Source organism: Tabrizicola sp., from assembly GCF_016792905.1.
Classification (GTDB): domain Bacteria; phylum Pseudomonadota; class Alphaproteobacteria; order Rhodobacterales; family Rhodobacteraceae; genus Tabrizicola.
This window is the reverse complement of sequence record NZ_JAEULP010000002.1, coordinates 26,754-48,596: the sequence shown is the minus strand read 5'-3', so window position 1 is coordinate 48,596 and position 21,843 is coordinate 26,754. Positions and strand designations below refer to the sequence as shown.

The following is a 21,843-nucleotide window of genomic DNA, read 5'->3' as shown; positions in this document are numbered from 1 at the left end:
CGACCTTCAGGTCGACACCACGGAGGATCACCTTGTCCTCATCTTCAAGTTTGACGTGCAGGTTGTTGATTTCAAGCATCTTTCATTTCCTTTGGTCGGTCAGCGCGGGTCGTGGAACCAGCCGATGACCTGGGTAAGCATCTCTGGCGGAACCGGCCCGGGGGTGACGGTGAAGCGGGCCAGGCGGCCAATGACCTCTTCCTTCACGGCCAGCTTCTCCACCGCGTGATAGTAGCGGCGGTCGACATAATCGTCGAACAACACCGTCGTGGGGCGCCTTGCGCGCATCTTGACCGCAGCCAGGCAGGCGGCACGGAACCGCCCGTCGATCAGCACGAGGTCGGGGTCCTGGAAATCGCGCCGGTCCCAGACGGACAGGGCGTAGGTGTGATAGGACTGGACCCTGTCATTCTGGCTCGGGTAGCCCCAGGCACGGGTCGGGCCGATGTCGGCGTGATGGACATGCGCCTTGTCCGAAATGCCCTTCAGCACGCCCGCCAGGCTTTCCGCCCAGGCCTTGTCGCTTTCGACACTTATCACCCTGCAGCCTGCCTGCGCGGCCATGACGGTGGACCCGCCGCTGCCGTATTCCAGGATCACCTTCGCGTCGGCATAGGCCCGGACCATATAGTCGCGCTCTTGCTGCGGGAAGGTCAGCTTGAACTGGACCTTCGGCTTTGGCGCGACATCGGGGCTTTGGGCCGGATCGGCGGGCGGCGGTGCAACCTGAGACATGACATCCTTGACCTTGGCCGAGGCAGACTCGGCCGCTTCTGCGACTTCGGGCCGGTCCATCAGGCGGGCGATTTCCTGCGTCACCGCATCCTGCCAGCGCAGGATCGAGCGATCCTCCGCCTCGTTCCGGTCGTTCGCCCGGAAGAATTCGTCGGTATGCCGCAGGTTCGCCTCGCCCGTGGCGGCAGCCTTGTAACCCCGGCCGCGCAAGCGTTTCAACGCGAAGAAATCGCGCGTCCGCACCATGTAATGGTTGATCTGCGCATGATCCCAGCCGAAATCCTCTGCCGCGACGCGCGCGGTTCCGCCCGAGTCGACGCCCTTGAGCCAGCGGCCGTGCATGACATGGCTTTCCGAGACCGTGGCGCCGCTCCCTGCCAGCACATCGCCATGCCGCAGGGTCGAATTCCGGGCCACCAGCGGCCGATTGATGCCAAAGCGCGCGAAACCGCGAAAGGCCGGGGACTGCCTGAAGAACGCCTTCTGCTCGCGGTTTGCGGCGAAATCGCTTCGCGAGGCGCCCGAAAATGCAGCGTCGATGAACCGGCCGCCGAAGGCCGTGTTGCCGCTGCTGCCAAAGACCCGCCAGTTGACAAGCGCGCAGGCCTTGTCGCCCATGTGCCGGATCAAGGCCCCGACCGTGCCATCGCCCACATGCACGTTCAGGAATTCGTCGGCATCCAGCCAGAGATACCAGTCTCCGTCCCGGTAGCCGAGCTTCTGGGTGAAGATGGTTGAGGCGATTCGCTGCGGGGACTTGCCCGGAACAATAGCCGCCCTCAGATGCGTGATCTCCCCCGCCCCGGCCAGTGCGGCGAGCAGTTCCTCGGTTCCATCGTTGGAAGGGTTGGAACAGATCACGATCTGGTCGAAGCCGATGGCCTTGTGGTAGGCGACCCATTCCAGCAGGAAGGGCGCCTCGTTCTTCATCGCCGAGAACAAGACCCGCCGGGGCCGCGCAGCCGCCACGGCGGTTTCGGGCGCGTCCGGTTCCGCCGCGGCAGCGGAGAGGGCCAGGGCCTCGCGCACCAGGTCACGCGCGGCATGGTCGGCGGCGGCCACGGCGGGCAGCGCCCGCAGTCGCGCGATCCCCTCGGTCACGGCACCGTCCCAATGCAGGATCGAGCGGTCCTCCGCTTCGTTGCGGTCATGCTCGGCAAAGAACTGCGGCGTGTGCCGGGAGTTGGTGCCGACCCTCTGGCGCGGCATGTATCCGCGGCCGCGCAGCGCTTTCAGCGCGAAGTGATCCGCGGTCCGGACCATGTAGTGGTTGATTTGCGCCAGCGCCCAGCCGCATTCGAACGGGCTGACGCTGCTCGTGCGGACGAAATCGTCACCCGCCAGCCAGCGGCGGTGGATCTTGTGGTCTGGCGCCGAGGTCTTGCCGGTTCCGACCAGCACATCCTCGGGACCAAGCCCCGAATCCCGCACAACGCGTGGACGGTGAATTCCGTGGCGGGCGAATCCGTGCAGGGCGGGGCCGAACCGGAAGAACGATTTCAGCCCCGAGTTGAACTTGAACTTCGCCTCTGCCGCGCCGGTGAATGCGTCCGACACAAAGCGCCCGGGAAATGTCTTCCGGCCGCTCGACCCGAAGATGCGCCATTTGATCAGGGCGACCTGCTTGCCCCCCATGGCATCCACCAGGGCCGTCACCGTCCGGTCGCCGACATGGACATTGAGGAACTCGTCCGCGTCCAGCCACAGGTACCAGTCGCCGTCGCGGAAGCCCACCTCGCGCTCGAAGGCCTGCGTGGCAAGATATTGCGGCGAGGCACCCGGCGGAACGGTCGCGCGCAGGTGCCCGATCTCGCCTGCCCCGGCCAGGGCGGCCAGCAATTCCTCGGTCCCGTCGTTGGAGGGATTGGAACAGATGACGATCTCGTCGAAGCCGATGGCCTTGTGGTAGGCGACCCATTCCAGCAGGAAGGGCGCCTCGTTCTTCATCGCCGAGAACAGAACCTTGCGGCCCGTGCCGACCGGACGTGCCGACGCCGGCCCCTCGGCCGCAGTCCCGGTCTCCGCCCGGTCTTCCATCAGCCGACCGAGCCTTCCAGGCTGATCGCGACCAGGCTTTGCGCCTCCATCGCGAATTCCATCGGCAGGGCGGTCAGGACTTCCTTGCAGAAGCCGTTCACCACCAGGGCGACGGCCTCTTCCTCGTCCATCCCGCGCGAGCGGCAGTAGAACAGCTGGTCCTCATCCACCTTCGAGGTCGTCGCCTCATGCTCGACGCGCGAGGAATTGTTGCGCACTTCGATGTAAGGCACGGTATGCGCCCCGCATTTGTCGCCGATCAGGAGACTGTCGCACTGCGTGTAGTTGCGGCTTTCCTTGGCCTTCGGGTGCATCGACACCAAGCCGCGATAGGTGTTCTGCGCCCGGCCCGCCGAGATGCCCTTCGAGACGATCCGGCTTTTCGTCCGCTTGCCAAGGTGGACCATCTTGGTCCCGGTATCGGCCTGCTGGGCGTTGTTGGCGATGGCGATCGAATAGAACTCGCCCTGCGAATCGTCGCCGCGCAGGATGCAGGAGGGGTATTTCCAGGTGATCGCCGACCCCGTCTCCACCTGCGTCCACATCACCTTGGCCCGGTCGCCCCGGCAGTCGGCGCGCTTGGTGACGAAGTTGTAGATCCCGCCCTTGCCGTTCTCGTCGCCCGGATACCAGTTCTGCACCGTGGAATATTTCACCTCGGCATCCTTCAGGATCACGATCTCGACCACTGCGGCGTGCAACTGGTTGGTGTCGCGCTTCGGCGCGGTGCAGCCTTCCAGGTAGCTGACATAGGCGCCCTCGTCGGCGATGATCAGCGTTCGCTCGAACTGGCCGGTGTTTTCCGCGTTGATGCGGAAATAGGTCGACAGTTCCATCGGGCATTTGGTGCCCTTGGGGATGTAGACGAAGGAGCCGTCCGAGAAGACCGCCGAATTCAGCGTGGCGAAGAAGTTGTCGGTCGGCGGCACGACCGAGCCGAGGTACTGCTTCACCAGCTCCGGGTGTTCCCGCACGGCTTCGGAGATCGAGCAGAAGATCACCCCGGCCTTCGCCAGTTCAGCCTTGAAGGTCGTGCCCACCGACACCGAGTCAAACACCGCGTCCACCGCCACCTTGCGCGGTTCCGCCTCACCTTCAACACCGGCCAGAAGCATCTGTTCCTTCAGCGGAATCCCGAGCTTGGCATAGGTCGCCAGCAGTTTAGGATCGACTTCGTCCAGCGACTTCGGCTTTTTCGCCATGCTCTTCGGCTTGGCGTAGTAATACTGGTCCTGATAGTCGATTTCCGGGTAGTTCAGCATCGCCCAGCGGGGCTCTTCCATCTTCAGCCAGCGGCGATAGGCGGCAAGACGCCAGTCCAGAAGCCACTCCGGCTCGCCGTTCTTCTCGCTGATCAGGCGGACGATGTCTTCGGACAGGCCCTTCGGGGCGTATTCCGTCTCGATCTCGGTTTCCCAGCCGTACTTGTACTTGCCGGCCATCGCCTGCACGGTCTCGATCGTCTCGCGATCGACACCATCGCGAACCTCAACAGCTTGGGCGGCGGCCTCGGTGGTATCCAGAACGGCGGTCATCGGCGTTTCCTTTCAGGCAGCCCGCGCGCGGGCCTTGGCATAGGCGGCGGTCCAGGTCTTCGCGAACCGCCCCACATCGTCTTTTGTCACCCCCGGGCCAAGCGAGACCCGGATCGCTTGCGCCGCAAGGGCCTGATCAAAGCCCATCGCAGTCAGGACCCGGCTGGCCCGCACCTTGCCCGAGGAACAGGCCGAGCCCGCCGAGATGGCAAACCCGGCAAGGTCCATCGCCATCACCTGCGTCTCGCCCTTCCAGCCGGGGGCAATCAGGCAGAGCGTGTTCGGCAGCCTTGGCGAACCATTCCCGACGGAAATAGTTTCTTTTCCCGCAGCCGACAACTCTGATTCTAGAATATTTCTAAATTCTGCCACCTCGTCCCAGACGCCATCGGCCAGATCGCGCGCGGCGGCTTCGGCGGCGGCGGCAAAACCGGCGATGCCGATCAGGTTCTCGGTCCCGGCGCGGCGGCCCATCTCCTGCCCGCCGCCTTTCAGCTGCGACGGCACCTCGATGCCCTGCCGCACTACCAGCGCGCCGATGCCCTTCGGCCCGCCCAGCTTGTGCGCCGACACAAGGCCCCTGTCGCAACCCAGCCAGTTGAAGGCGAAAGGCACCTTGCCGAAAGCCTGCGTCAGGTCGCTGACAGCAAGGCCCTGCGGCAGGTCCTGAAGGATACCCGTCTCGCTGTTGGCCAGTTGCAGGGTGGTCCGGGCCGGATCGGCGACGGCCACCCTGCCCTGCCCGTCCACCGGCAGGCCCGCCTCGCACCAGGCGGCGACCGCATCATGCTCGACCGGCGCGCAGACCAGCCCGCGCCCGGCGCAGGCGAGGGCCGCCGCCTCGGTCGCACCCGAGGTGAAGACGATGTCCGCCCCCTCCGCGCCCAGGGCCGCCGCGACCTTCGCGCGCGACCGTTCCATCAACGACTTGGCCGCCCGCCCCTCGGCATGGACCGAGGACGGGTTGCCCACCACCTCCATCGCCGCGACCATCGCCGCCTTCGCCTCGGGGCGGAGGGGGGCGGTCGCGTTCCAGTCGAGATAGAGCCTAGTCATGGTCATCGACCACGCGGAACAGGTTCGGCACGGCGGGACAGGGCGTCAGGTCGTTCTTCACCACGTCCGACAACCGCACCTGATGCAGGAAGACATAGACGTTGGCCGACAGGCTTTCCCAGAGACGATTGGTCAGCGACTGGGCGCGGCTGCCGGAAAGCCCCCCGCTCGCCCCCGCGCCGGTGTGCATGGCATCGACGGTTTCCTCCACCGCCTCCATCACTTCCGAGATGCGGATGTCGTTGGGCGCGCGGGCGAGCTTGTAGCCGCCTCCCGGCCCCCGCACCGCCTCGACCAGGCCCGCGCGGCGCAGCTTGACGAACAGCTGCTCCAGATAGGGCAGGCTGATGTCCTGCCGCTTGGAGATCGCGGCCAGCGAGACAAGGTCGTCGCCCCCCGACTTAGCCTCGGCCAGCGCCAGGTCGGCCAGCGCCACCATCGCATAGCGTCCCTTGGTCGAAAGCTTCATTCCCTGCCTCCTGCCCCCTCTCGGGGAATCGCAACCGCATTGACGCCAAGTGCTTCACACATTACCTCAGTCAAGCCCCGGAAAGCCGGTCCAAGGCAGCCTTGGCCCGCTTTAGAACGGTTCTAGTTTAGCCGAGCGAAAGCGTCAAGAAATCGCTCCCGCATGAGAAGAGTGCAATGCCCGAAGTGATCTTTGCCGGCCCCGACGGACGCCTTGAGGGCCGCTACCACCCGCAAAAGGACCGCGACGCCCCGATTGCCATCGTGCTACATCCGCACCCCGCCTATGGCGGCACGATGAACAACAAGGTCGTCTACAACCTGCATTACGCCTTCTACAACCTGGGTTTTACCGTGCTGCGCTTCAACTTCCGCGGCGTCGGAAGGTCGCAGGGCGAATATGACCAGGGCATCGGCGAACTCAGCGACGCGGCCTCCGCGCTCGACTACCTGCAGGCGATGAACCAGAACTCCAAGCAATGCTGGGTCGCGGGCTTTTCCTTCGGCGCCTGGATCGGCATGCAGCTTCTGATGCGTCGGCCGGAAATCACCGGCTTCGTCTCGGTCGCGCCGCCCGCGAACCTCTACGACTTCTCCTTCCTCGCCCCCTGCCCCTCCTCCGGCCTGATCATCAACGGCACCGCCGACAAGGTGGCCCCGCCCAAGGACACCAAGTCGCTGGTCAACAAGCTGCACGAACAGAAGGGCATCACCATCACCCATGTCGAGGTCGAGGGTGCGGATCATTTCTTCAAGGACGAAGAGGCGCATATGAAGCCGATGATCCAGACGGTTTCGGACTATGTCCGCCGGAGGATGACCGAGGGGACGCGCTGATGGCGACCCTGCAGGAAATGGCCGACCAGCTCGCCGAGGACGTGCTTGCCGCCGAGACGGAGCTGGGCGACGACCGCTTCTACGAAAAGGTCGCGAAGGTGATCATGGCCGCCTCCCCCACCTTCCAGGAGGCCTACATCACTTCGGTCCGCGTTCGCCTCGCCGAACGCCGGGGCCGGGATTTCCTGGAAAAGGCGCTGGCCGCCAAGCGTGGCGAGATCGACGAGGAGCCCGAGGCGCCGGTCGATTTCGGCGGCATGGGCCATTGAGCGACCGGCTGGAGGCCCAGTTCGCCTTCCTGAACGAGGCCGACCGGCTGAAATCGGTGCTGCGCGCGACGACGCTGGTCGACGGCTCGCGGCCCGAGAATTCCGGCGAACATTCCTGGCACCTGGCGCTTTACGCGCTGGTGCTGGCCGATCAGGCCGGGCCCGGCGTGGACATCAACCGGGTGATCCGGATGCTCTTGATCCATGACCTGGTCGAGATCGACGTCGGCGACGTGCCGATCCATTCACAGAACGGTCAGGCCCATGCCAGCGCCGAAACGCAGGCCGCCGAGACGAAAGCCGCCGACCGGATCTTCGGCTTGCTTCCCAAGGACCTGTCCACCGATCTTCGCGCGCTCTGGGAGGACTTCGAGACCGCAGAGTCCCCCGACGCCCGCTTCGCCAAGTCGCTCGATCGGGTGCAGCCGGTGATGGCGAACCTGATGTCCGGCGGGGGGACGTGGAAGACCTATGACGTCACCTTCGACCAGCTGGAATCCCGCGTCGGTTTGAAGATCGCCAGGGGCGCACCGGGGTTGTGGGCCTGGGTCAAGGAAAAGTCCCGGCCCTGGTTTGGCTAACCTCCTCCTCGTGCGACCGCGACGTCTCGACGGGAACGATCCGTCAGGAGGGGTGACGAAGGCATCGGCAACAGGGCCCTCCAAGCTCCGCGACATTTCGGTATACAATCGCATACCGCCCTTCCCAAGCCCGCGCTTTTCCGCTATGCACCCCGCAACGAATCCCGACAGGAGGACCGCATGTCGAAGATCAAGGTATTGAACCCCGTCGTCGAGCTTGATGGCGACGAGATGACCCGGATCATCTGGGACTTCATCAAGAAAAAGCTGATCCTGCCCTACCTCGACATCGACCTGCACTACTACGATCTCGGCATCGAGGAGCGCGACCGCACCGAGGACAAGGTCACGGTCGATGCCGCCCATGCGATCCAGAAATACGGCGTCGGCGTCAAATGCGCGACGATCACCCCGGACGAAGCCCGCGTGGAAGAATTCGGCCTGAAGCAGATGTGGAAATCGCCGAACGGCACGATCCGCAACATCCTCGGCGGCGTGATCTTCCGCGAGCCGATCATCTGCAAGAACGTCCCGCGCCTCGTGCCGCACTGGACCCAGCCCATCGTCGTCGGCCGCCACGCCTTCGGCGACCAGTACCGCGCGACCGACTTCCGCTTCCCGGGCGCGGGCAAGCTGACGATGAAATTCGTCGGCGACGACGGCACTACCATCGAAAAGGACGTCTATTCCGCCCCCTCGGCCGGGGTCTACATGGGGATGTACAACCTCGACGACTCGATCACCGACTTCGCCCGCGCCTCGCTGAACTACGGGTTGGTGCGCAACGTTCCGGTCTACCTTTCGACCAAGAACACCATCCTCAAGGCCTATGACGGCCGCTTCAAGGACATCTTCCAGCAGGTCTTCGACGCGGAGTTCGCCGAGGAATTCAAGAAGCGCGGCCTGACCTACGAACACCGGCTGATCGACGACATGGTGGCCTCGGCGCTGAAATGGTCGGGCGGCTACGTCTGGGCCTGCAAGAACTACGACGGCGACGTGCAGTCCGACATCGTGGCGCAGGGCTTCGGCTCCTTGGGGCTGATGACCAGCGTGCTGATGACGCCCGACGGCAAGATCGTGGAAGCGGAAGCCGCCCACGGCACCGTGACCCGCCACTACCGCGAGCACCAGAAGGGCAAGCAGACCTCGACCAACTCCATCGCCTCGATCTACGCCTGGACCGGGGGCCTGAAGCACCGCGCCAAGCTCGACAACAACGATGCGCTGATGCGCTTCGCCACCACGCTGGAAAAGGTGACGGTCGATGCCGTGGAAGACGGCTACATGACCAAGGACCTCGCGCTGCTGGTGGGGCCGGACCAGAAATGGCTGACGACGATGGGCTATCTGGAAAAGGTCGACGAATACCTGGGGAAAGCCCTGAAGGGGTAATTGCCGCGACGACCAATTGATCGAGGCCCGGGAATTAGGCCCGGGCCTTCTTCTTTTCAGCGGAACGAATTCCCGTCGACATTCGCCCAGACTTCATTGTTGCTGATCCGGAATCCCGCATTGGCCAGCTTGTAGCAGCCGTTTCCGGTGGACTGGATTCGCATCGCCAGCAGCTTTCCGCTTTTCGAAACGGTGGCTTCATGGACCCAGCCGATCATGGCGCCGTCACGATCGCGGACGACGAACCCGTTGTAGGCGGTTTCATTGCCGTCCTTGGCACAGACAAAGCCGCCTGCGCCGGAGGCGACTTTCGGCACGCCCGGCTTGACGACGCCCGGCATGCCCGGAACTGTCGGCCCGCCCGGAACGCCAGTGCCGATACTGACGTCAACACCGACCCCCGCACCGCCAAGTCCGACGTCGGCATCGACATTGGTACCCCCTACCCCGACGCTCGCGCCAACACCGACGCCGCCGCCGCCGCCGCCGCCGCCAACGTCGACATCGACATCAACGTCAACCCCCAGAATGCCTGCGCCTGCCGGAGCTGCAGCGAGCATCAGCGCCACCAGAAGGGTCGGCGCGGCCGTCTGGCCCAGGCCTGTCCGTGACGTCGGCAGTTTCTTGATCTTCCGCATGATTTCAAAAGTCATTTCATCGCCTCCATTGGCAAACACCAGTGGGAAAGGCGGATCCAGTTTGCCTTTGTTCCCGACCAGATCGACAATTTGACCGTCTGGTTTGAACAGATCCGTCTTCCTGGGAAGTCTTATTCAACCCGTAATTGAATATGGGCGTCCAATATGGCGAAAGAGGTATCGATTTTCAGCTTTATTTCGCCACAATGATTAAAATCGCAACTTGATTGCGCACAAACAATCATTGCGTGGGAAACAAGCTATCCGCACAATCCTGGATGGTTTCCGGGCAGTATCCAATTGCGGATTACTGCCTCGCGGACGCCGCGCCTCGGATCGATAAAAGGTCAGCCATGTTGACTTGTTATGCGTCATAATATATGACCCATCTGGCCAGAGAGGTGATTCATGCCCGACCGTCCCGACCAACTGACCGACCGCCTCCGCCACAGCGCGGTGGATGATGCGCAGGGCATCGGCTTCGGCGTCGTCATGGCCGCCTTTGGCATGCATATCCTGACCCATATGGGCTTTGTCACCGGCCAGACCACCGGGCTTGCGGTGCTGATCGCCCATCTGACCGGGCTGCCCTTTCCGGCGGTCTATTTTGCCGTCACCCTGCCCTTCCTCGGCCTTGCCTGGCGCCGGATGGGCGCGCGGTTCGCACTGAAGACGCTGGTCACGACGGCCGCCCTTTCGGCGCTGGTCGCCGTCCTGCCGCAGTGGATCGAGCTAGGCCGGATCGAGCCCGCGGTGGCCGCCATCCTCTTCGGCCTCCTTTTCGGCATCGCGGGCCTGGCAGCCATCCGTCACGGCGGCAGCTTCGGCGGGCTTTCCGTCCTCTGGATCGAGTTGCAGGACCGTACCGGCTTTCCGGCGGGCCACGCCCAGCTTCTGTCCGATGTGGTGATCTTCGGCCTTGCGGCGCTGGTCCTGCCATTCGACACCCTCGGCTACAGTTTCCTCGGCGCGGCGGTCTTCTCGCTGTTCCTGGCGGTGAACCACCGCCGCGACCGATATGTCGCAGTCTGAAGGTCTTTCGTCCGCCTGATAGCCGGGGTAGTCCCGCTGCCATGACCGACACCGACCACCACAGCCTGACCGAGGATGCCCAGGGCATCGTCTATGGCGCGACGATGGCGGCCTTCGGCATCGTGATCCTCACCCATCTCGGCCTTGTCACCGGGCAAACCGCAGGGTTGGCCGTGCTGGTCTCCTACGCGACCGGCTGGGGCTTCGGGCCGGTGTTCTTCGCGATCAACCTGCCCTTCTACCTGCTCGGCTACCTGCGGATGGGTGCGGCCTTCACCGCCAAGACCTTTCTGGCCGTCGGGCTTCTGTCCGGCCTCAGCCTCTGGATGCCGGGTCAGGTCAGCTTTGCCAGCCTCAACCCCTGGCTCGGCGCGGTGCTCTTCGGCTTCCTCTCCGGTTCGGCGCTCCTCGCGCTGTTCCGGCACGGGGCGAGCCTTGGTGGCATCGGCATCGTGGCCCTTCTCCTGCAGGACCGGCTTGGCTGGCGGGCGGGCTGGGTGCAACTGGGTTTCGACGCGGTGCTGTTCGCGCTGGCCTTTCTTGTGGTCGAGGCCAAAGCCGTCCTGATCAGCTTCCTCGGCGCCGTGGTGGTGAACCTCGTCATCGCGATCAACCATCGCCGCGACCGCTATATCGCCGCCTGACCTCGGCGGGCATGTGTTAAGATTTTCTGAACGTCCGCGAGCAACCCCTTGATTTCGTTGCGTCCGAAAATCTGTCCACCGTGGACAGCCTTGCCCCTCTGGCCAGCCGCCGGAAAACCCTGTAAGGCCCCCGCCAACCCTTTCAGGACCCGGACCCCATGGAACTGCGCAACATCGCGATCATCGCCCACGTCGACCACGGCAAGACCACCCTTGTCGACGAGCTTCTGAAGCAGAGCGGCGCCTTCCGCGACAACCAGGCGGTTTCCGAACGCGCCATGGATTCGAACGACATCGAACGCGAACGCGGGATCACCATCCTGGCCAAGTGTACCTCGGTCGAATGGAACGGCGCGCGGATCAACATCGTCGACACCCCCGGCCACGCCGATTTCGGCGGCGAGGTGGAGCGGATCCTGTCGATGGTGGACGGGGTCTGCCTGCTGGTCGATGCCGCCGAAGGACCGATGCCGCAGACCAAGTTCGTGCTGACCAAGGCCCTGGCCCTCGGCCTGCGCCCCATCGTCGTGCTGAACAAGGTCGACAAGCCCGACGCCGAACCCGACCGCGCGCTTAACGAGGTCTTCGACCTGTTCGCCAACCTCGGCGCGACCGACGACCAGCTCGACTTCCCCCATGTCTACGCCTCGGGCCGCGCCGGATGGGCGGATGCCGAGCTGGACGGGCCACGGAAGGACCTATCAGCCCTCTTTGACCTGATCGTGCGCCACGTCCCGGCCCCGAAGCAGCTGGCGCGGCAGGACGAGCCCTTTTCGATGCTGGCGACCACTCTCTCCGCCGACCCCTATCTGGGCCGCATCCTGACCGGCCGGGTCGAGACCGGAAAGATCACCACCGGCACCTCGCTGAAAGCCCTGTCGCGCGACGGTGAGCGGCTGGAGCAGTTCCGGGTCACGAAGATCCTCGCCTTCCGTGGCCTCAGCCAGACCCAGATCGACGAGGCCGTCGCAGGCGACATCGTCACGCTGGCGGGCATGACCAAGGCGACAGTCGCCGACACGCTCTGCGCGCTGGAACTGGACACCGCCCTTCCCGCCCAGCCGATTGACCCGCCGACGATCACCGTGACCTTCGGCATCAACGACTCGCCGCTCGCGGGCCGCGACGGCAACAAGGTGCAGTCCCGGGTGATCCGTGACCGGCTGATGAAGGAATCCGAGGTCAACGTCGCGATCAAGGTCGCCGACACCCCCGGCGGCGAGGCTTTCGAGGTCTCGGGCCGGGGCGAATTGCAGATGGGCGTGCTGATCGAGAACATGCGCCGCGAAGGGTTCGAGCTGTCGATCTCGCGCCCCCGCGTGATCATGCAGGAGATCGACGGGCAGCGGCAGGAGCCGATCGAGGAAGTCATCGTCGACGTGGACGACGAATATTCCGGCGCGGTCATCGACAAGCTGACCGGCGAGCGCAAGGGTGATCTGGTCGAGATGAAGCCCGCGGGCGTCGGCAAGACCCGGATCATCGCGCATGTGCCTTCGCGCGGGCTGATCGGCTATCAGGGCCAGTTCCTGACCGACACCCGCGGGACCGGCGTGTTGAACCGCATCTTCCACGGCCACGCCCCGCACAAGGGCCCGATCCAGGGTCGGCGGCAGGGCGTGCTGATCTCGACCGAAGCCGGGGTTTCGGTCGCCTATGCGCTGTGGAACCTGGAGGACCGGGGGCGGATGTTCATCGGCCCGCAGGAGCAGGTCTATGTCGGCATGATCATCGGAGAGCATTCCCGCGACAACGACCTTGAGGTCAACCCGCTGAAGGGCAAGAAGCTGACCAACGTCCGCGCCTCGGGCACCGACGAGGCGGTGCGGCTGACGCCGCATATCAAGATGAGCCTGGAAGAGGCGATTGCCTATATCGACGACGACGAGCTGGTGGAAGTGACGCCGAAGATCATCCGGCTGCGCAAGCGCGAGCTGGACCCGAACGAGCGCAAGCGGGCGTCGCGGAAGGAGTGACGGTCGGGGCGAGGGCAAGAATTTTAAGGAAAGTTTTTGTCAAACTCCTTGCCTAAGGAATTTGGCCCCGGTCAGGCGGCAGCGGCGAGGCGGCAGGGCAGGAAATCCTCGACCATCGCCGTCTCGCCATCAAAGGTGCAGAAGCTGTAGGGCGGGACTTCCTCCCAGCCGCCTTCTTCCGCTTCCAGCGGCTCTGACACCACAGCGCGCCCTTGCCTTGTGTCTGACCAGCGGTGGTAGAGGGACGGTGCGGCATCGTCGGTCGCGTAGCGCACCGCGTAAAGCCTTTGCCCATCGGACAGCGCCGCCGTCATCCGCAGATGCGGCCCCTGCCCCTTGTCCCGAGCCAGCCGGATGAACCGGGCCGCCGCGCGTTCCAAGGCTCCGCGCGGGTCTTGGTCCAGTCCCTCGGCCAAGGCGACCAGGAACAGCGCCTCGCTGTCGGTGGCGCCCTTGCGGTGGGGATAGAGGCTTTCAGGGATCATCATGTCGGCATCGCGGCGGAAGCTGTCATAGCCGCCGACCTGGCCATTGTGCATGAAGCTCCACCGGCCATGGGTGAAGGGGTGGCAGTTGTTGCGGCTGGTCGCGGTGCCGGTCGAGGCGCGGACATGGGCGAGGAAGAGATGCGACTGCACCTGGGCGGTCAGGCTTTTCAGGTTCGGGTCCGACCAGGCAGGCAGCACGTCGCGGAAAAGGCCCGGCTCCGGCCTGGCACCATACCAGGCGATGCCGAAGCCATCCGCGTTGATCGCCGTGTGGCACTGCGTGGCGCAATGGCTCTGGTGGATCAGGCTGTGACCGGGTCGGCTCACGATCTCCTCCAGGAAGATCGGCGCGCCGGTATAGGCGGCCCAGCGGCACATCAGCGGGGCCCCAACGGGCAGGAGCGGGAACGGAACTGCATCACACGCCTCGGGTTCTTTTCTTTTCAGACTAGCACGGATTGCGCCGGCCCGCAGGAAAAGTCCCCTCAATTCAATGAAAACTTCGGGAGGAATCCCCTACTCGATCTCCTCGACGACCATCAGGTCGCGCACCGCCGCGCCCTTCGCATGGGCGAGCGCCGCCTGATAGGCGGGCGAGTTGTAGCATTCCACCGCGCGCTCCAGGCTCGGGAAACGGGCGACCACGTTGCGCGAGCGGTCGTTGCCTTCCAGCTGCACATAGCGCCCGCCGCGGGCGAGGAAGACGCCGCCATGGGCCTGGATGGCCTCGGTCGCGCCCTTGGCGTAGCGGCCATAGGCCTCGGCGTCGGTCACATGGACATGGGCGATCCAGAGAGCGGTGGGCATGTCAGGCCCCTATCGCGGCTTCGGCCGCCTTGATGGCAGCGTCGGCCTGGGAAATGTCCGCGCCGCCAGCCTGCGCCATGTCGGGACGGCCGCCGCCGCCCTTGCCGCCCATCGCCTCGGCTGCGGCCTTGACCAGCGTCACGGCGGAAAGTTTCGCCGTCAGGTCCTGGGTCACGCCCGCAGCCACCGCCGGTTTCGCGCCGGTGTCGGCGATGAGAAGCACGGCCCCGGACCCAAGGCGGGCCTTCATCTCGTCGATCAGCGCCGGAAGGTCCTTGCCCGAGACGCCGGAAAGCACTTGAGCAATGAACTTCACCCCGTTGATTTCCTTGGGCGACGGTCCCGCAGCCTTGCCGCCCATCGCCACCTCGCGGCGCAGTTGGGCGACCTCGTTCGCGAGCGCCTTCCGTTCATCGAAAAGTGCCCGGATGCGGTCGGCAAGTTCACCCGCCGGGGCCTTGATGATCGCCGCGATGTCGTTCAGCCGCGCGTCCTGCTGGCGCAGATGGTCCAGCGCCGCCTGCCCGGTCAGCGCCTCGATCCGGCGGACCCCGGCAGAGGAGGCGCTTTCCGACAGAAGCACCATCGCCCCGATGTCGCCGGTGCGCGCCACATGGGTGCCGCCGCAAAGCTCAAGCGAATAGGTCCTGCCGTCGCCGCCCTTGCCCGACCCGTCGAGCGTGCCCATCGACACCACCCGCACCTCGTCGCCGTATTTCTCGCCAAACAGGGCCTGCGCCCCGATGGCGCGGGCGTCGTCGGGGGTCATGATCCGGGTCTCGACCGGGGAATTCTGGCGGATGAAGGCGTTGACCTCGGCCTCGATGCCGGACAGGTCATCAGCCGCGATCGCCGCCGAATGACTGAAGTCGAAGCGCAGGCGGTCGGCGGCGTTGAGGGAGCCCCGCTGGGCGACGTGATCGCCGAGGGTGCGGCGCAGCGCCTCGTGCAGGAGGTGGGTCGCCGAATGGTTGGCGCGGATCGCCGAGCGGCGGCCGTGGGACACTTCCAGCTTCGCCGGTTGCCCTTTGATCACAGTGCCTTGCGTGACATGCCCGATGTGGATGAAGACTCCGGCCGCCTTCTTCACATCGCTGACCTCGACCGTTCCGGTATCCGTGCGGATAAACCCGGCATCGCCGACCTGGCCGCCGGATTCGGCGTAGAACGGGGTCTGGTTGACGACGATCTGCACGGCCTCGCCCTCCGAAGCCTGGCCGATGGCCGCCCCGTCGCGGACGAGCGCCGTGATCACGCCCTCGGCGGTTTCGGTGTCGTAGCCGAGGAACTCGGTCACGCCGTGCTCTTCGGCCAGGTCGAACCAGATCTTCGCATCACCCGCAGCGCCGGTGCCAGCCCAGGCGGCGCGGGCCTTGGCCTTCTGTTCCGACATTGCCGCGTCGAAGCCCGGCACATCGACCTCGCGGCCCTTTTCGCGCAGCGCGTCCTGGGTCAGGTCAAGCGGGAAACCGTAGGTGTCATACAGCTTGAAAGCCGCGGCACCGGGGAGCGCGCCACCCTCGGGCAGCCGGGCCAGTTCGTCGTCCAGAAGCCGCAACCCGCGGTCGAGGGTCTGCTTGAACTTGGTTTCCTCCAGCTTCAGCGTTTCCTCGATCAGCGCCTGCGCGCGGGTCAGCTCCGGATAGGCCCCGCCCATCTGCCGCACCAGTGCCGGAACCAGCCGGTACATCACCGGGTCCTGCGCACCGAGCATGTGGGCATGCCGCATGGCGCGGCGCATGATGCGGCGCAACACATAGCCCCGGCCTTCGTTCGACGGCATCACTCCGTCGGCGATCAGGAAAGAGGTTGAGCGCAGGTGGTCGGCGATGACCCGATGGTGAATTTTTCCCGGCCCATCAGGGTCTTGGGAGGTCGCGTTCGCGCTGGCCTCGATCAGGCTGCGCATCAGGTCGGTGTCGTAGTTGTCGTGCTTGCCTTGCAAGAGCGCCCCGATCCGCTCCAGCCCCATGCCGGTGTCGATGGACTGCATCTCCAGCGGAACCAGTCGCCCGTCGGCGAACTGTTCGTTCTGCATGAAGACGTTGTTCCAGATCTCGATGAAGCGGTCGCCGTCTTCTTGCGCGCTGCCGGGGGGGCCGCCCCAGATATGGTCGCCATGGTCGTAGAAGATTTCCGTGCAGGGGCCACAGGGACCGGTCGGCCCCATGCGCCAGAAGTTGTCGTCGGTCGGGATGCGGATGATCTTGTCATCAGACAGACCGGCGACCTTCTTCCAGATCCCTGCGGCCTCATCGTCGGTGTGGTAGACGGTGACCAGAAGCTTGTCCTTGGCCAGGCCGAAGTCCTTGGTCAGCAACTCCCAGGCGAAGGCGATGGCCTGGTCCTTGAAATAGTCTCCGAACGAGAAATTCCCCAGCATTTCAAAGAAGGTATGGTGCCGCGCCGTGTAGCCCACATTGTCGAGGTCGTTGTGCTTGCCGCCCGCCCGCACGCATTTCTGCGCAGTGGTCGCGCGCTTGTAATCCCGCGTCTCGACCCCGGTGAAGAGGTTCTTGAACTGCACCATGCCCGAATTGGTGAACATCAGCGTCGGGTCGTTCCGGGGCACGAGGGGCGAGCTGTCCACCACCCGGTGGTCGTTGCGGCGGAAGAAGTCGAGGTAGGTGGAGCGGATGTCGTTCAGCGAGGCCATGTGGCGCGGTCCTTGGGCAGAAACGGAAAATCGAACCCCGTGTAGCCCCCCGCAGTGGGCCTGTCCACCATCCGCCCGCAGCCCAATGAAAAAAGGCCGGAAGCAGGGCTTCCGGCCTTTGTCGGATTGCGGCGGAGGTCATTCGTCCAGCACGTCCCCGCTGTCCTCACCGGCCATCGTGAAGTCGAGCCCGTTGGCGGCGCGGATCTTGTCCTCGATCTCCAGCGCCACGCCGGGGTTCTGCTTCAGGAACGCCTTAGCGTTCTCGCGGCCCTGCCCGATGCGTTCGTCCTTGAAGGAATACCAGGCGCCGGACTTCTCCACGACCCCGGCCTTGACGCCGATGTCGATCAGTTCCCCGGTCTTCGAAATCCCCTCGCCATACATGATGTCGAATTCCACCTGCTTGAAGGGGGGCGCGACCTTGTTCTTCACCACCTTGACGCGGGTGGTGTTGCCGACGACTTCGTCCCGGTCCTTGATCGCGCCGATGCGGCGGATGTCGAGGCGGACGGAAGCGTAGAACTTCAAGGCGTTGCCGCCGGTGGTGGTCTCTGGCGAGCCGAACATCACGCCGATCTTCATCCGGATCTGGTTGATGAAGATCACCATGCAGTTCGAACGACCGATCGAGGCGGTCAGCTTGCGCATGGCCTGGCTCATCAGGCGGGCCTGCGAGCCCATCTGCATGTCGCCCATGTCACCCTCGATCTCGGCCTTCGGCACCAGCGCTGCGACCGAGTCGACCACGACCATGCTCACCGCGCCGGAACGGACGAGCGTATCGACGATCTCCAGCGCCTGTTCCCCGGTGTCGGGCTGCGAGATCAGCAGTTCGTCAAGGTTGACGCCCAGCTTCTTGGCATATTGCGGGTCAAGCGCGTGTTCGGCGTCGACAAAGGCGCAGACCCCGCCCTTCTTCTGTTCCTCGGCCACCGCATGCAGGGTCAGCGTGGTCTTGCCCGACGACTCCGGCCCGTAGATCTCGATGATCCGGCCCTTGGGCAGACCGCCGATGCCGAGCGCGATGTCGAGGCCGAGGGAGCCGGTGGAGGTCGCCTCGATCTCCATCGCCGGGCTGTCGGCACCAAGCCGCATGATCGAGCCCTTGCCGAACTGCCGTTCGATCTGCGCGAGTGCGCTTTCCAGCGCCTTCGACTTGTCCATATCCCGCTTGCTCCCGAGGTCGAGAAGGTTAGCCACCGCCATGTCGTTCTCCTTATTTCATAGCCGCATCTGGGCGGCAATCCTTGCCCGTGTTCCCCAAGTGTTCTTGCACTTATGCAAACAAAAAGGGAACATTTCAACCTGTTTCTCGCAGTGGCAGTTTCTTCCCGGTTTGGTTAAGGGAGTGTTGACGGCACCGCCCCTGCACCCGGCAGGAGGCGGAATTTTTGAGGCGGAGGGCTTCCATGCTGGTGTTCTTTGAGCAGAGGCTGGCATTTCTGGCCACGCCGAAGACCGGCTCGACCGCGATTGCCGCCGCGCTCGAATCGCTGGCGGCGGTGTCGATCCAGCGTCCGCCGCTTCTGAAGCACACCACGGTGCATCGTTATCGCCGATTCATCGGGCCCTTCCTGGAGGCCGCGTCGAAGGACAGCTTCACCGTGGTCGCCCTGATGCGCGAACCGAGGGATTGGCTGGGGTCCTGGTATCGCTTCCGCCAGCGCGAGGAGACGGAGGCGGGGAAGTCGACCAGGGGGATGAGCTTCGATGACTTCGTCCGGGCCTGGTGCCAGGACCAGCGGCCCGATTTCGCGGATGTGGGCAGCCAGGGCAAGTTCCTGCGGCCGCGGCAGGGCGCGGGGGTGGATCGCCTCTTCCGCTATGAGGCGATCGGGAGCTTCGTGCATTTCCTGGAGGAGCGGCTGGGGTGCGAGATCATCCTGCCCAGGCTGAACGTCTCGCCACCGGGGGCGCTGGAACTGTCGGCGGAGACGGAAACCCTTTTGCGCGAGGTGGCGGCGGAAGATTTCGCTTTGTACCGGACGCTGACAGGTTAGGCGCGGGCTTGCCGGCCCCGGGTTTCGGGGCATGACAGGCGGGCGGAAAGCGGCTACCTTTCGCGCCAAGGGGCGAGCGAGACCCCATGAGGCATGAAAGGGCGGACAGAATGACCGACATGATCACACGGCGCGGGCTGGCCTTCGGCGCGGGGGCCTTTGCCTTGGCGGCCTGCAACAACGGAATCGGGTCGAACGGGGCAAGCCAGATCGAGGCGCGGGTCAGCGCGACGCAGGAGTACCTGTTCAACCAGTATCCCGGCACCCGCGACCTGGCTTCCCGCGCGGCGGGCGTGCTCTACATGCCGCTGATGACCGAGGCGGGGCTTGGCTTTGGCGGGGCATTCGGGCGCGGGGCGTTGCGGATCCAGGGGGTCACGGTCGACTATTATGCCGCGGCGAAGGGCTCGTTCGGGTTGCAGATCGGGGCGCAGCAGTATGCTCATGCCCTGTTCTTCATGACCCCCGATGCGCTGGAGAAGTTCCGGCGCGGATCGGGCTGGGCGGTGGGCGGGGACATCCGCTATGCGAGCCCGGAGGAAGGCGCCTCGATCGGCAAGGAATCCACCGAGCTGAACGAGGTGATCGCGCTGGTCTTCGGCCAGCAGGGCCTGATCGCCGGGGCGACGCTGTCGGGGATCAAGTATACCCGGATCATCCCCTGAGCCTGTCCACGGTGGACAGATTTTTCGACCCAATGATTTCAATGGGTTGGGCGCGGAGGTTCAGACAATTTTAACCTTTGCCCGGCAGGGCGGGGTAGCGGCTTCCGGACGTGACGGACGGGCGCAGGGAGGGTATCCTGCGCCTTCAAGTCATTTTCAGAAGGGAGTCTTGCGATGGCAGTTCCGTCATCCGTCTTGAAGGGCTCGGTTGGGTTCGGCGGCAAGAACCAGGGGCCCGACGTCCGGCTTGTGCAGTCGATGCTGAATGCGGTGCCGATGGGCAAAGGCGGGGCGGCCCCGGCACTTGCCAGCGACGGCATCTGCGGCGGAATGACCATGAGCGCGATCAAGCGGTTCCAGGCGACGAACCAGTGCTATCCCGACAGCCGGGTCGACGCTGGCGGCAAGACCGAAAAGGTGCTGCTGGAGCTTCTGGACCAGCTCGGCAAGTTGGCGGCAGTGCTGGGCGGCGCGGCCACGGCGCCCAAGGCACCGAGCGGGCCGAGCGTGGCAGGGCCGAATTCGCCGGTGCGGCGCAAGTATGTGCAGACGGCGCGGATGCTGGTGCCACCCACCGGGCTGACCAGTGGCGGCAGCGGACCGGCGGGCGCGACCGGCTGCGGCGAGTTCCCGGGCCGGGTCTTCACCAGGCTGCCGGTGATCCCGCCCGGGCAGCCGGGGGCGTTCAAGGTGCATGTGTCGGGGGCGGGAAACATGTACCTGACCTCGCCCACGACCTGGTGGGAACAGTTGGCGCAGGCCGTGGACACGCAATATTCGCCCGCGAAGAAATGCTGGGTGCCGTTCGCGGGCGGCAACCGGCCCCTGCCGGGGGACATCTACCTTCTGGCGCAATATGACAAGCCGGCGCAGTTCCAGCATGTCGGCGTGGTTCTTGACGCCTCGGGCAGCGAATGGTCGACCTGCGACGGAGGCCAGGGGAATGGCTGGCAATCGGGGGCTGTGAAGCGACAGTTCCAGTCAGACGGGGTGATTACGGGTGAGTTTGGAAACAAGGCCCGGTTGAAAGGCTGGGTGGACCTCGACAACCTTTATGCGGTGGCGCAGGCGAGCTTTCCGCCGTTGAGTTAGGGGGAAGCGGAAGGAGTCGGGGCAAGCCCCGACCTACGGATGGTGCGCGGGGTGCCAGCTGTCACTTCAACCGTCTGATCAGGCTCGACGTGTCGTTACGACCGCCACCCATCAGCTGCACGTCCTTGTAGAACTGGTCGACCAGCGCCGTCACCGGGAGCCGCGCGCCGATCTCGTCGGCGGTATCAAGGCAGATGCCGAGGTCCTTGCGCATCCAGTCGACGGCGAAGCCGAAGTCGAACTGATCGGCCAGCATGGTCTTGTGGCGGTTGACCATCTGCCAGCTGCCTGCCGCGCCCTGCGCGATGACCTCGACCACCTTTTCGCCGTCGAGGCCCGCCTTCTGGCCGAAGGCCAGCGCCTCGGAGAGGCCCTGCATCAGGCCCGCGATGCAGATCTGGTTCATCATCTTGGCCAGCTGCCCCGCGCCCTGCGGGCCGATCAGGCGGCAGATGCGGGCATAGGCGGCCATCACCGGCTCGGCCCGGGCATAGTCTGCCGGGTCGCCGCCGCACATGATCGAGAGCTGGCCGTTTTCCGCCCCTGCCTGGCCCCCCGAGACCGGCGCGTCGAGGAAGGCAAGGCCTGCCCCCGCCGCCTGCACGCCGAGCTTGCGGGTGACATTGGCCGAGACCGTGGTGTGATCGACGAAGACGGCGCCGGGCGACATGCCGGAGAAGGCGCCGTCGGGACCGATGCAGACGTGGCGCAGGTCGTCGTCATTGCCGACGCAGGCCATCACGAACTCGGCCCCCTTCGCGGCCTCGCGCGGGGTGGCGGCGGTCCTGCCCTTGTGCTTCGCCGCCCAGGCCGCAGCCTTGGCAGGCGAGCGGTTGTAGACCGTGACCTCATGCCCCTTGGCGGCAAGATGGCCGGCCATCGGGAAACCCATGACTCCCAAGCCAAGAAATGCCACTTTCGCCATCTGC

The 21,843-nt window shown here is 65.1% G+C and carries 20 protein-coding genes and 1 pseudogene; 10 read left to right on the top strand and 11 right to left on the bottom strand.

What is annotated here, in order from left to right; genetic code table 11:
- The 5 genes and pseudogenes from sufC to JNL31_RS00590 form a co-directional block, all read right to left on the bottom strand.
- Positions 1-79: pseudogene (gene sufC, locus JNL31_RS00610) on the bottom strand (Fe-S cluster assembly ATPase SufC); the annotation flags it as partial.
- Between the two features lie 20 nt (positions 80-99).
- Positions 100-2,772, bottom strand: a complete 2,673-nt coding sequence (locus tag JNL31_RS00605; RefSeq protein WP_294968468.1) for a glycosyltransferase family 2 protein — start codon at positions 2,770-2,772, stop codon at positions 100-102.
- The gene (sufB, locus tag JNL31_RS00600; RefSeq protein WP_294968465.1) at positions 2,772-4,307 is read right to left on the bottom strand and encodes a Fe-S cluster assembly protein SufB; all 1,536 of its coding nucleotides are present in this window, start codon (positions 4,305-4,307) and stop codon (positions 2,772-2,774) included. The genes JNL31_RS00605 and sufB overlap by 1 nt, the downstream gene beginning before the upstream one ends.
- A gap of 12 nt (positions 4,308-4,319) precedes the next feature.
- Positions 4,320-5,363 carry an aminotransferase class V-fold PLP-dependent enzyme gene (locus JNL31_RS00595; RefSeq protein ID WP_294968477.1) on the bottom strand — a complete coding sequence of 348 codons (1,044 nt, stop codon included), beginning with the start codon at positions 5,361-5,363 and terminating at the stop codon, positions 4,320-4,322.
- Complete coding sequence (locus JNL31_RS00590) at positions 5,356-5,832, bottom strand: Rrf2 family transcriptional regulator (RefSeq protein ID WP_294968462.1); 477 nt, start codon at positions 5,830-5,832, stop codon at positions 5,356-5,358. Before JNL31_RS00590 ends, JNL31_RS00595 begins: the two co-directional genes overlap by 8 nt.
- A 176-nt stretch (positions 5,833-6,008) precedes the next feature.
- Here JNL31_RS00590 and JNL31_RS00585 point away from each other — a divergent pair, with 176 nt between their 5' ends.
- The 4 genes from JNL31_RS00585 to JNL31_RS00570 all read left to right on the top strand — a co-directional run bounded on the left by JNL31_RS00585 (position 6,009) and on the right by JNL31_RS00570 (position 8,913).
- The gene (locus JNL31_RS00585; protein ID WP_294968459.1) at positions 6,009-6,668 is read left to right on the top strand and encodes an alpha/beta hydrolase; all 660 of its coding nucleotides are present in this window, start codon (positions 6,009-6,011) and stop codon (positions 6,666-6,668) included.
- Positions 6,668-6,937 carry a hypothetical protein gene (locus JNL31_RS00580; protein ID WP_294968456.1) on the top strand — a complete coding sequence of 90 codons (270 nt, stop codon included), beginning with the start codon at positions 6,668-6,670 and terminating at the stop codon, positions 6,935-6,937. Before JNL31_RS00585 ends, JNL31_RS00580 begins: the two co-directional genes overlap by 1 nt.
- The gene (locus JNL31_RS00575) at positions 6,934-7,518 is read left to right on the top strand and encodes an HD family hydrolase (protein WP_294968453.1); all 585 of its coding nucleotides are present in this window, start codon (positions 6,934-6,936) and stop codon (positions 7,516-7,518) included. Before JNL31_RS00580 ends, JNL31_RS00575 begins: the two co-directional genes overlap by 4 nt.
- Before the next feature lie 180 nt (positions 7,519-7,698).
- On the top strand, positions 7,699-8,913 hold the full coding sequence (locus tag JNL31_RS00570) for an NADP-dependent isocitrate dehydrogenase (protein WP_294968450.1): 1,215 nt from the start codon (positions 7,699-7,701) through the stop codon (positions 8,911-8,913).
- A 56-nt stretch (positions 8,914-8,969) separates the two neighbouring features.
- On the opposite strand, the gene JNL31_RS00565 is transcribed toward JNL31_RS00570, so the two are convergent.
- On the bottom strand, positions 8,970-9,566 hold the full coding sequence (locus JNL31_RS00565) for a hypothetical protein (protein ID WP_294968446.1): 597 nt from the start codon (positions 9,564-9,566) through the stop codon (positions 8,970-8,972).
- Positions 9,567-9,959: 393 nt separating this feature from the next.
- Between JNL31_RS00565 and JNL31_RS00560 the strand changes: the two genes are divergently transcribed.
- The 3 genes from JNL31_RS00560 to typA all read left to right on the top strand — a co-directional run bounded on the left by JNL31_RS00560 (position 9,960) and on the right by typA (position 13,203).
- A complete protein-coding gene (locus JNL31_RS00560) occupies positions 9,960-10,583 on the top strand; it encodes a YitT family protein (protein ID WP_294968443.1) in 624 nt (207 codons plus the stop codon).
- 41 nt (positions 10,584-10,624) lie between these two features.
- Positions 10,625-11,227: a YitT family protein gene (locus JNL31_RS00555; protein WP_294968441.1), complete on the top strand. Its 603-nt coding sequence runs from the start codon at positions 10,625-10,627 to the stop codon at positions 11,225-11,227.
- Between the two features lie 158 nt (positions 11,228-11,385).
- Positions 11,386-13,203, top strand: coding sequence for a translational GTPase TypA (gene typA, locus JNL31_RS00550; RefSeq protein WP_294968438.1), 1,818 nt, complete (start codon positions 11,386-11,388; stop codon positions 13,201-13,203).
- A 71-nt stretch (positions 13,204-13,274) separates the two neighbouring features.
- On the opposite strand, the gene JNL31_RS00545 is transcribed toward typA, so the two are convergent.
- The 4 genes from JNL31_RS00545 to recA form a co-directional block, all read right to left on the bottom strand.
- The gene (locus JNL31_RS00545; protein ID WP_294968434.1) at positions 13,275-14,069 is read right to left on the bottom strand and encodes a class II glutamine amidotransferase; all 795 of its coding nucleotides are present in this window, start codon (positions 14,067-14,069) and stop codon (positions 13,275-13,277) included.
- A gap of 138 nt (positions 14,070-14,207) precedes the next feature.
- Positions 14,208-14,498: a DUF1330 domain-containing protein gene (locus JNL31_RS00540; protein ID WP_294968431.1), complete on the bottom strand. Its 291-nt coding sequence runs from the start codon at positions 14,496-14,498 to the stop codon at positions 14,208-14,210.
- Between the two features lies 1 nt (position 14,499).
- Positions 14,500-17,154, bottom strand: a complete 2,655-nt coding sequence (gene alaS / locus JNL31_RS00535) for an alanine--tRNA ligase (protein WP_294968428.1) — start codon at positions 17,152-17,154, stop codon at positions 14,500-14,502.
- Between the two features lie 138 nt (positions 17,155-17,292).
- Positions 17,293-18,363, bottom strand: a complete 1,071-nt coding sequence (gene recA, locus JNL31_RS00530; protein ID WP_294968424.1) for a recombinase RecA — start codon at positions 18,361-18,363, stop codon at positions 17,293-17,295.
- Between the two features lie 203 nt (positions 18,364-18,566).
- Between recA and JNL31_RS00525 the strand changes: the two genes are divergently transcribed.
- The 3 genes from JNL31_RS00525 (at position 18,567) to JNL31_RS00515 (ending at position 20,914) form a co-directional block, all read left to right on the top strand.
- Entirely contained in the window at positions 18,567-19,157 is a 591-nt protein-coding gene (locus tag JNL31_RS00525) for a sulfotransferase family 2 domain-containing protein (protein WP_294968421.1), read from the top strand.
- 110 nt (positions 19,158-19,267) lie between these two features.
- Positions 19,268-19,822: a YSC84-related protein gene (locus JNL31_RS00520; RefSeq protein ID WP_294968418.1), complete on the top strand. Its 555-nt coding sequence runs from the start codon at positions 19,268-19,270 to the stop codon at positions 19,820-19,822.
- 174 nt (positions 19,823-19,996) lie between these two features.
- Positions 19,997-20,914: a hypothetical protein gene (locus tag JNL31_RS00515; RefSeq protein ID WP_294968416.1), complete on the top strand. Its 918-nt coding sequence runs from the start codon at positions 19,997-19,999 to the stop codon at positions 20,912-20,914.
- A gap of 61 nt (positions 20,915-20,975) precedes the next feature.
- Here the strand turns inward: JNL31_RS00515 and JNL31_RS00510 are convergent, their stop codons facing one another.
- A complete protein-coding gene (locus tag JNL31_RS00510) occupies positions 20,976-21,839 on the bottom strand; it encodes an NAD(P)-dependent oxidoreductase (RefSeq protein ID WP_294968413.1) in 864 nt (287 codons plus the stop codon).
- Between the last annotated feature and the right edge of the window lie 4 nt (positions 21,840-21,843).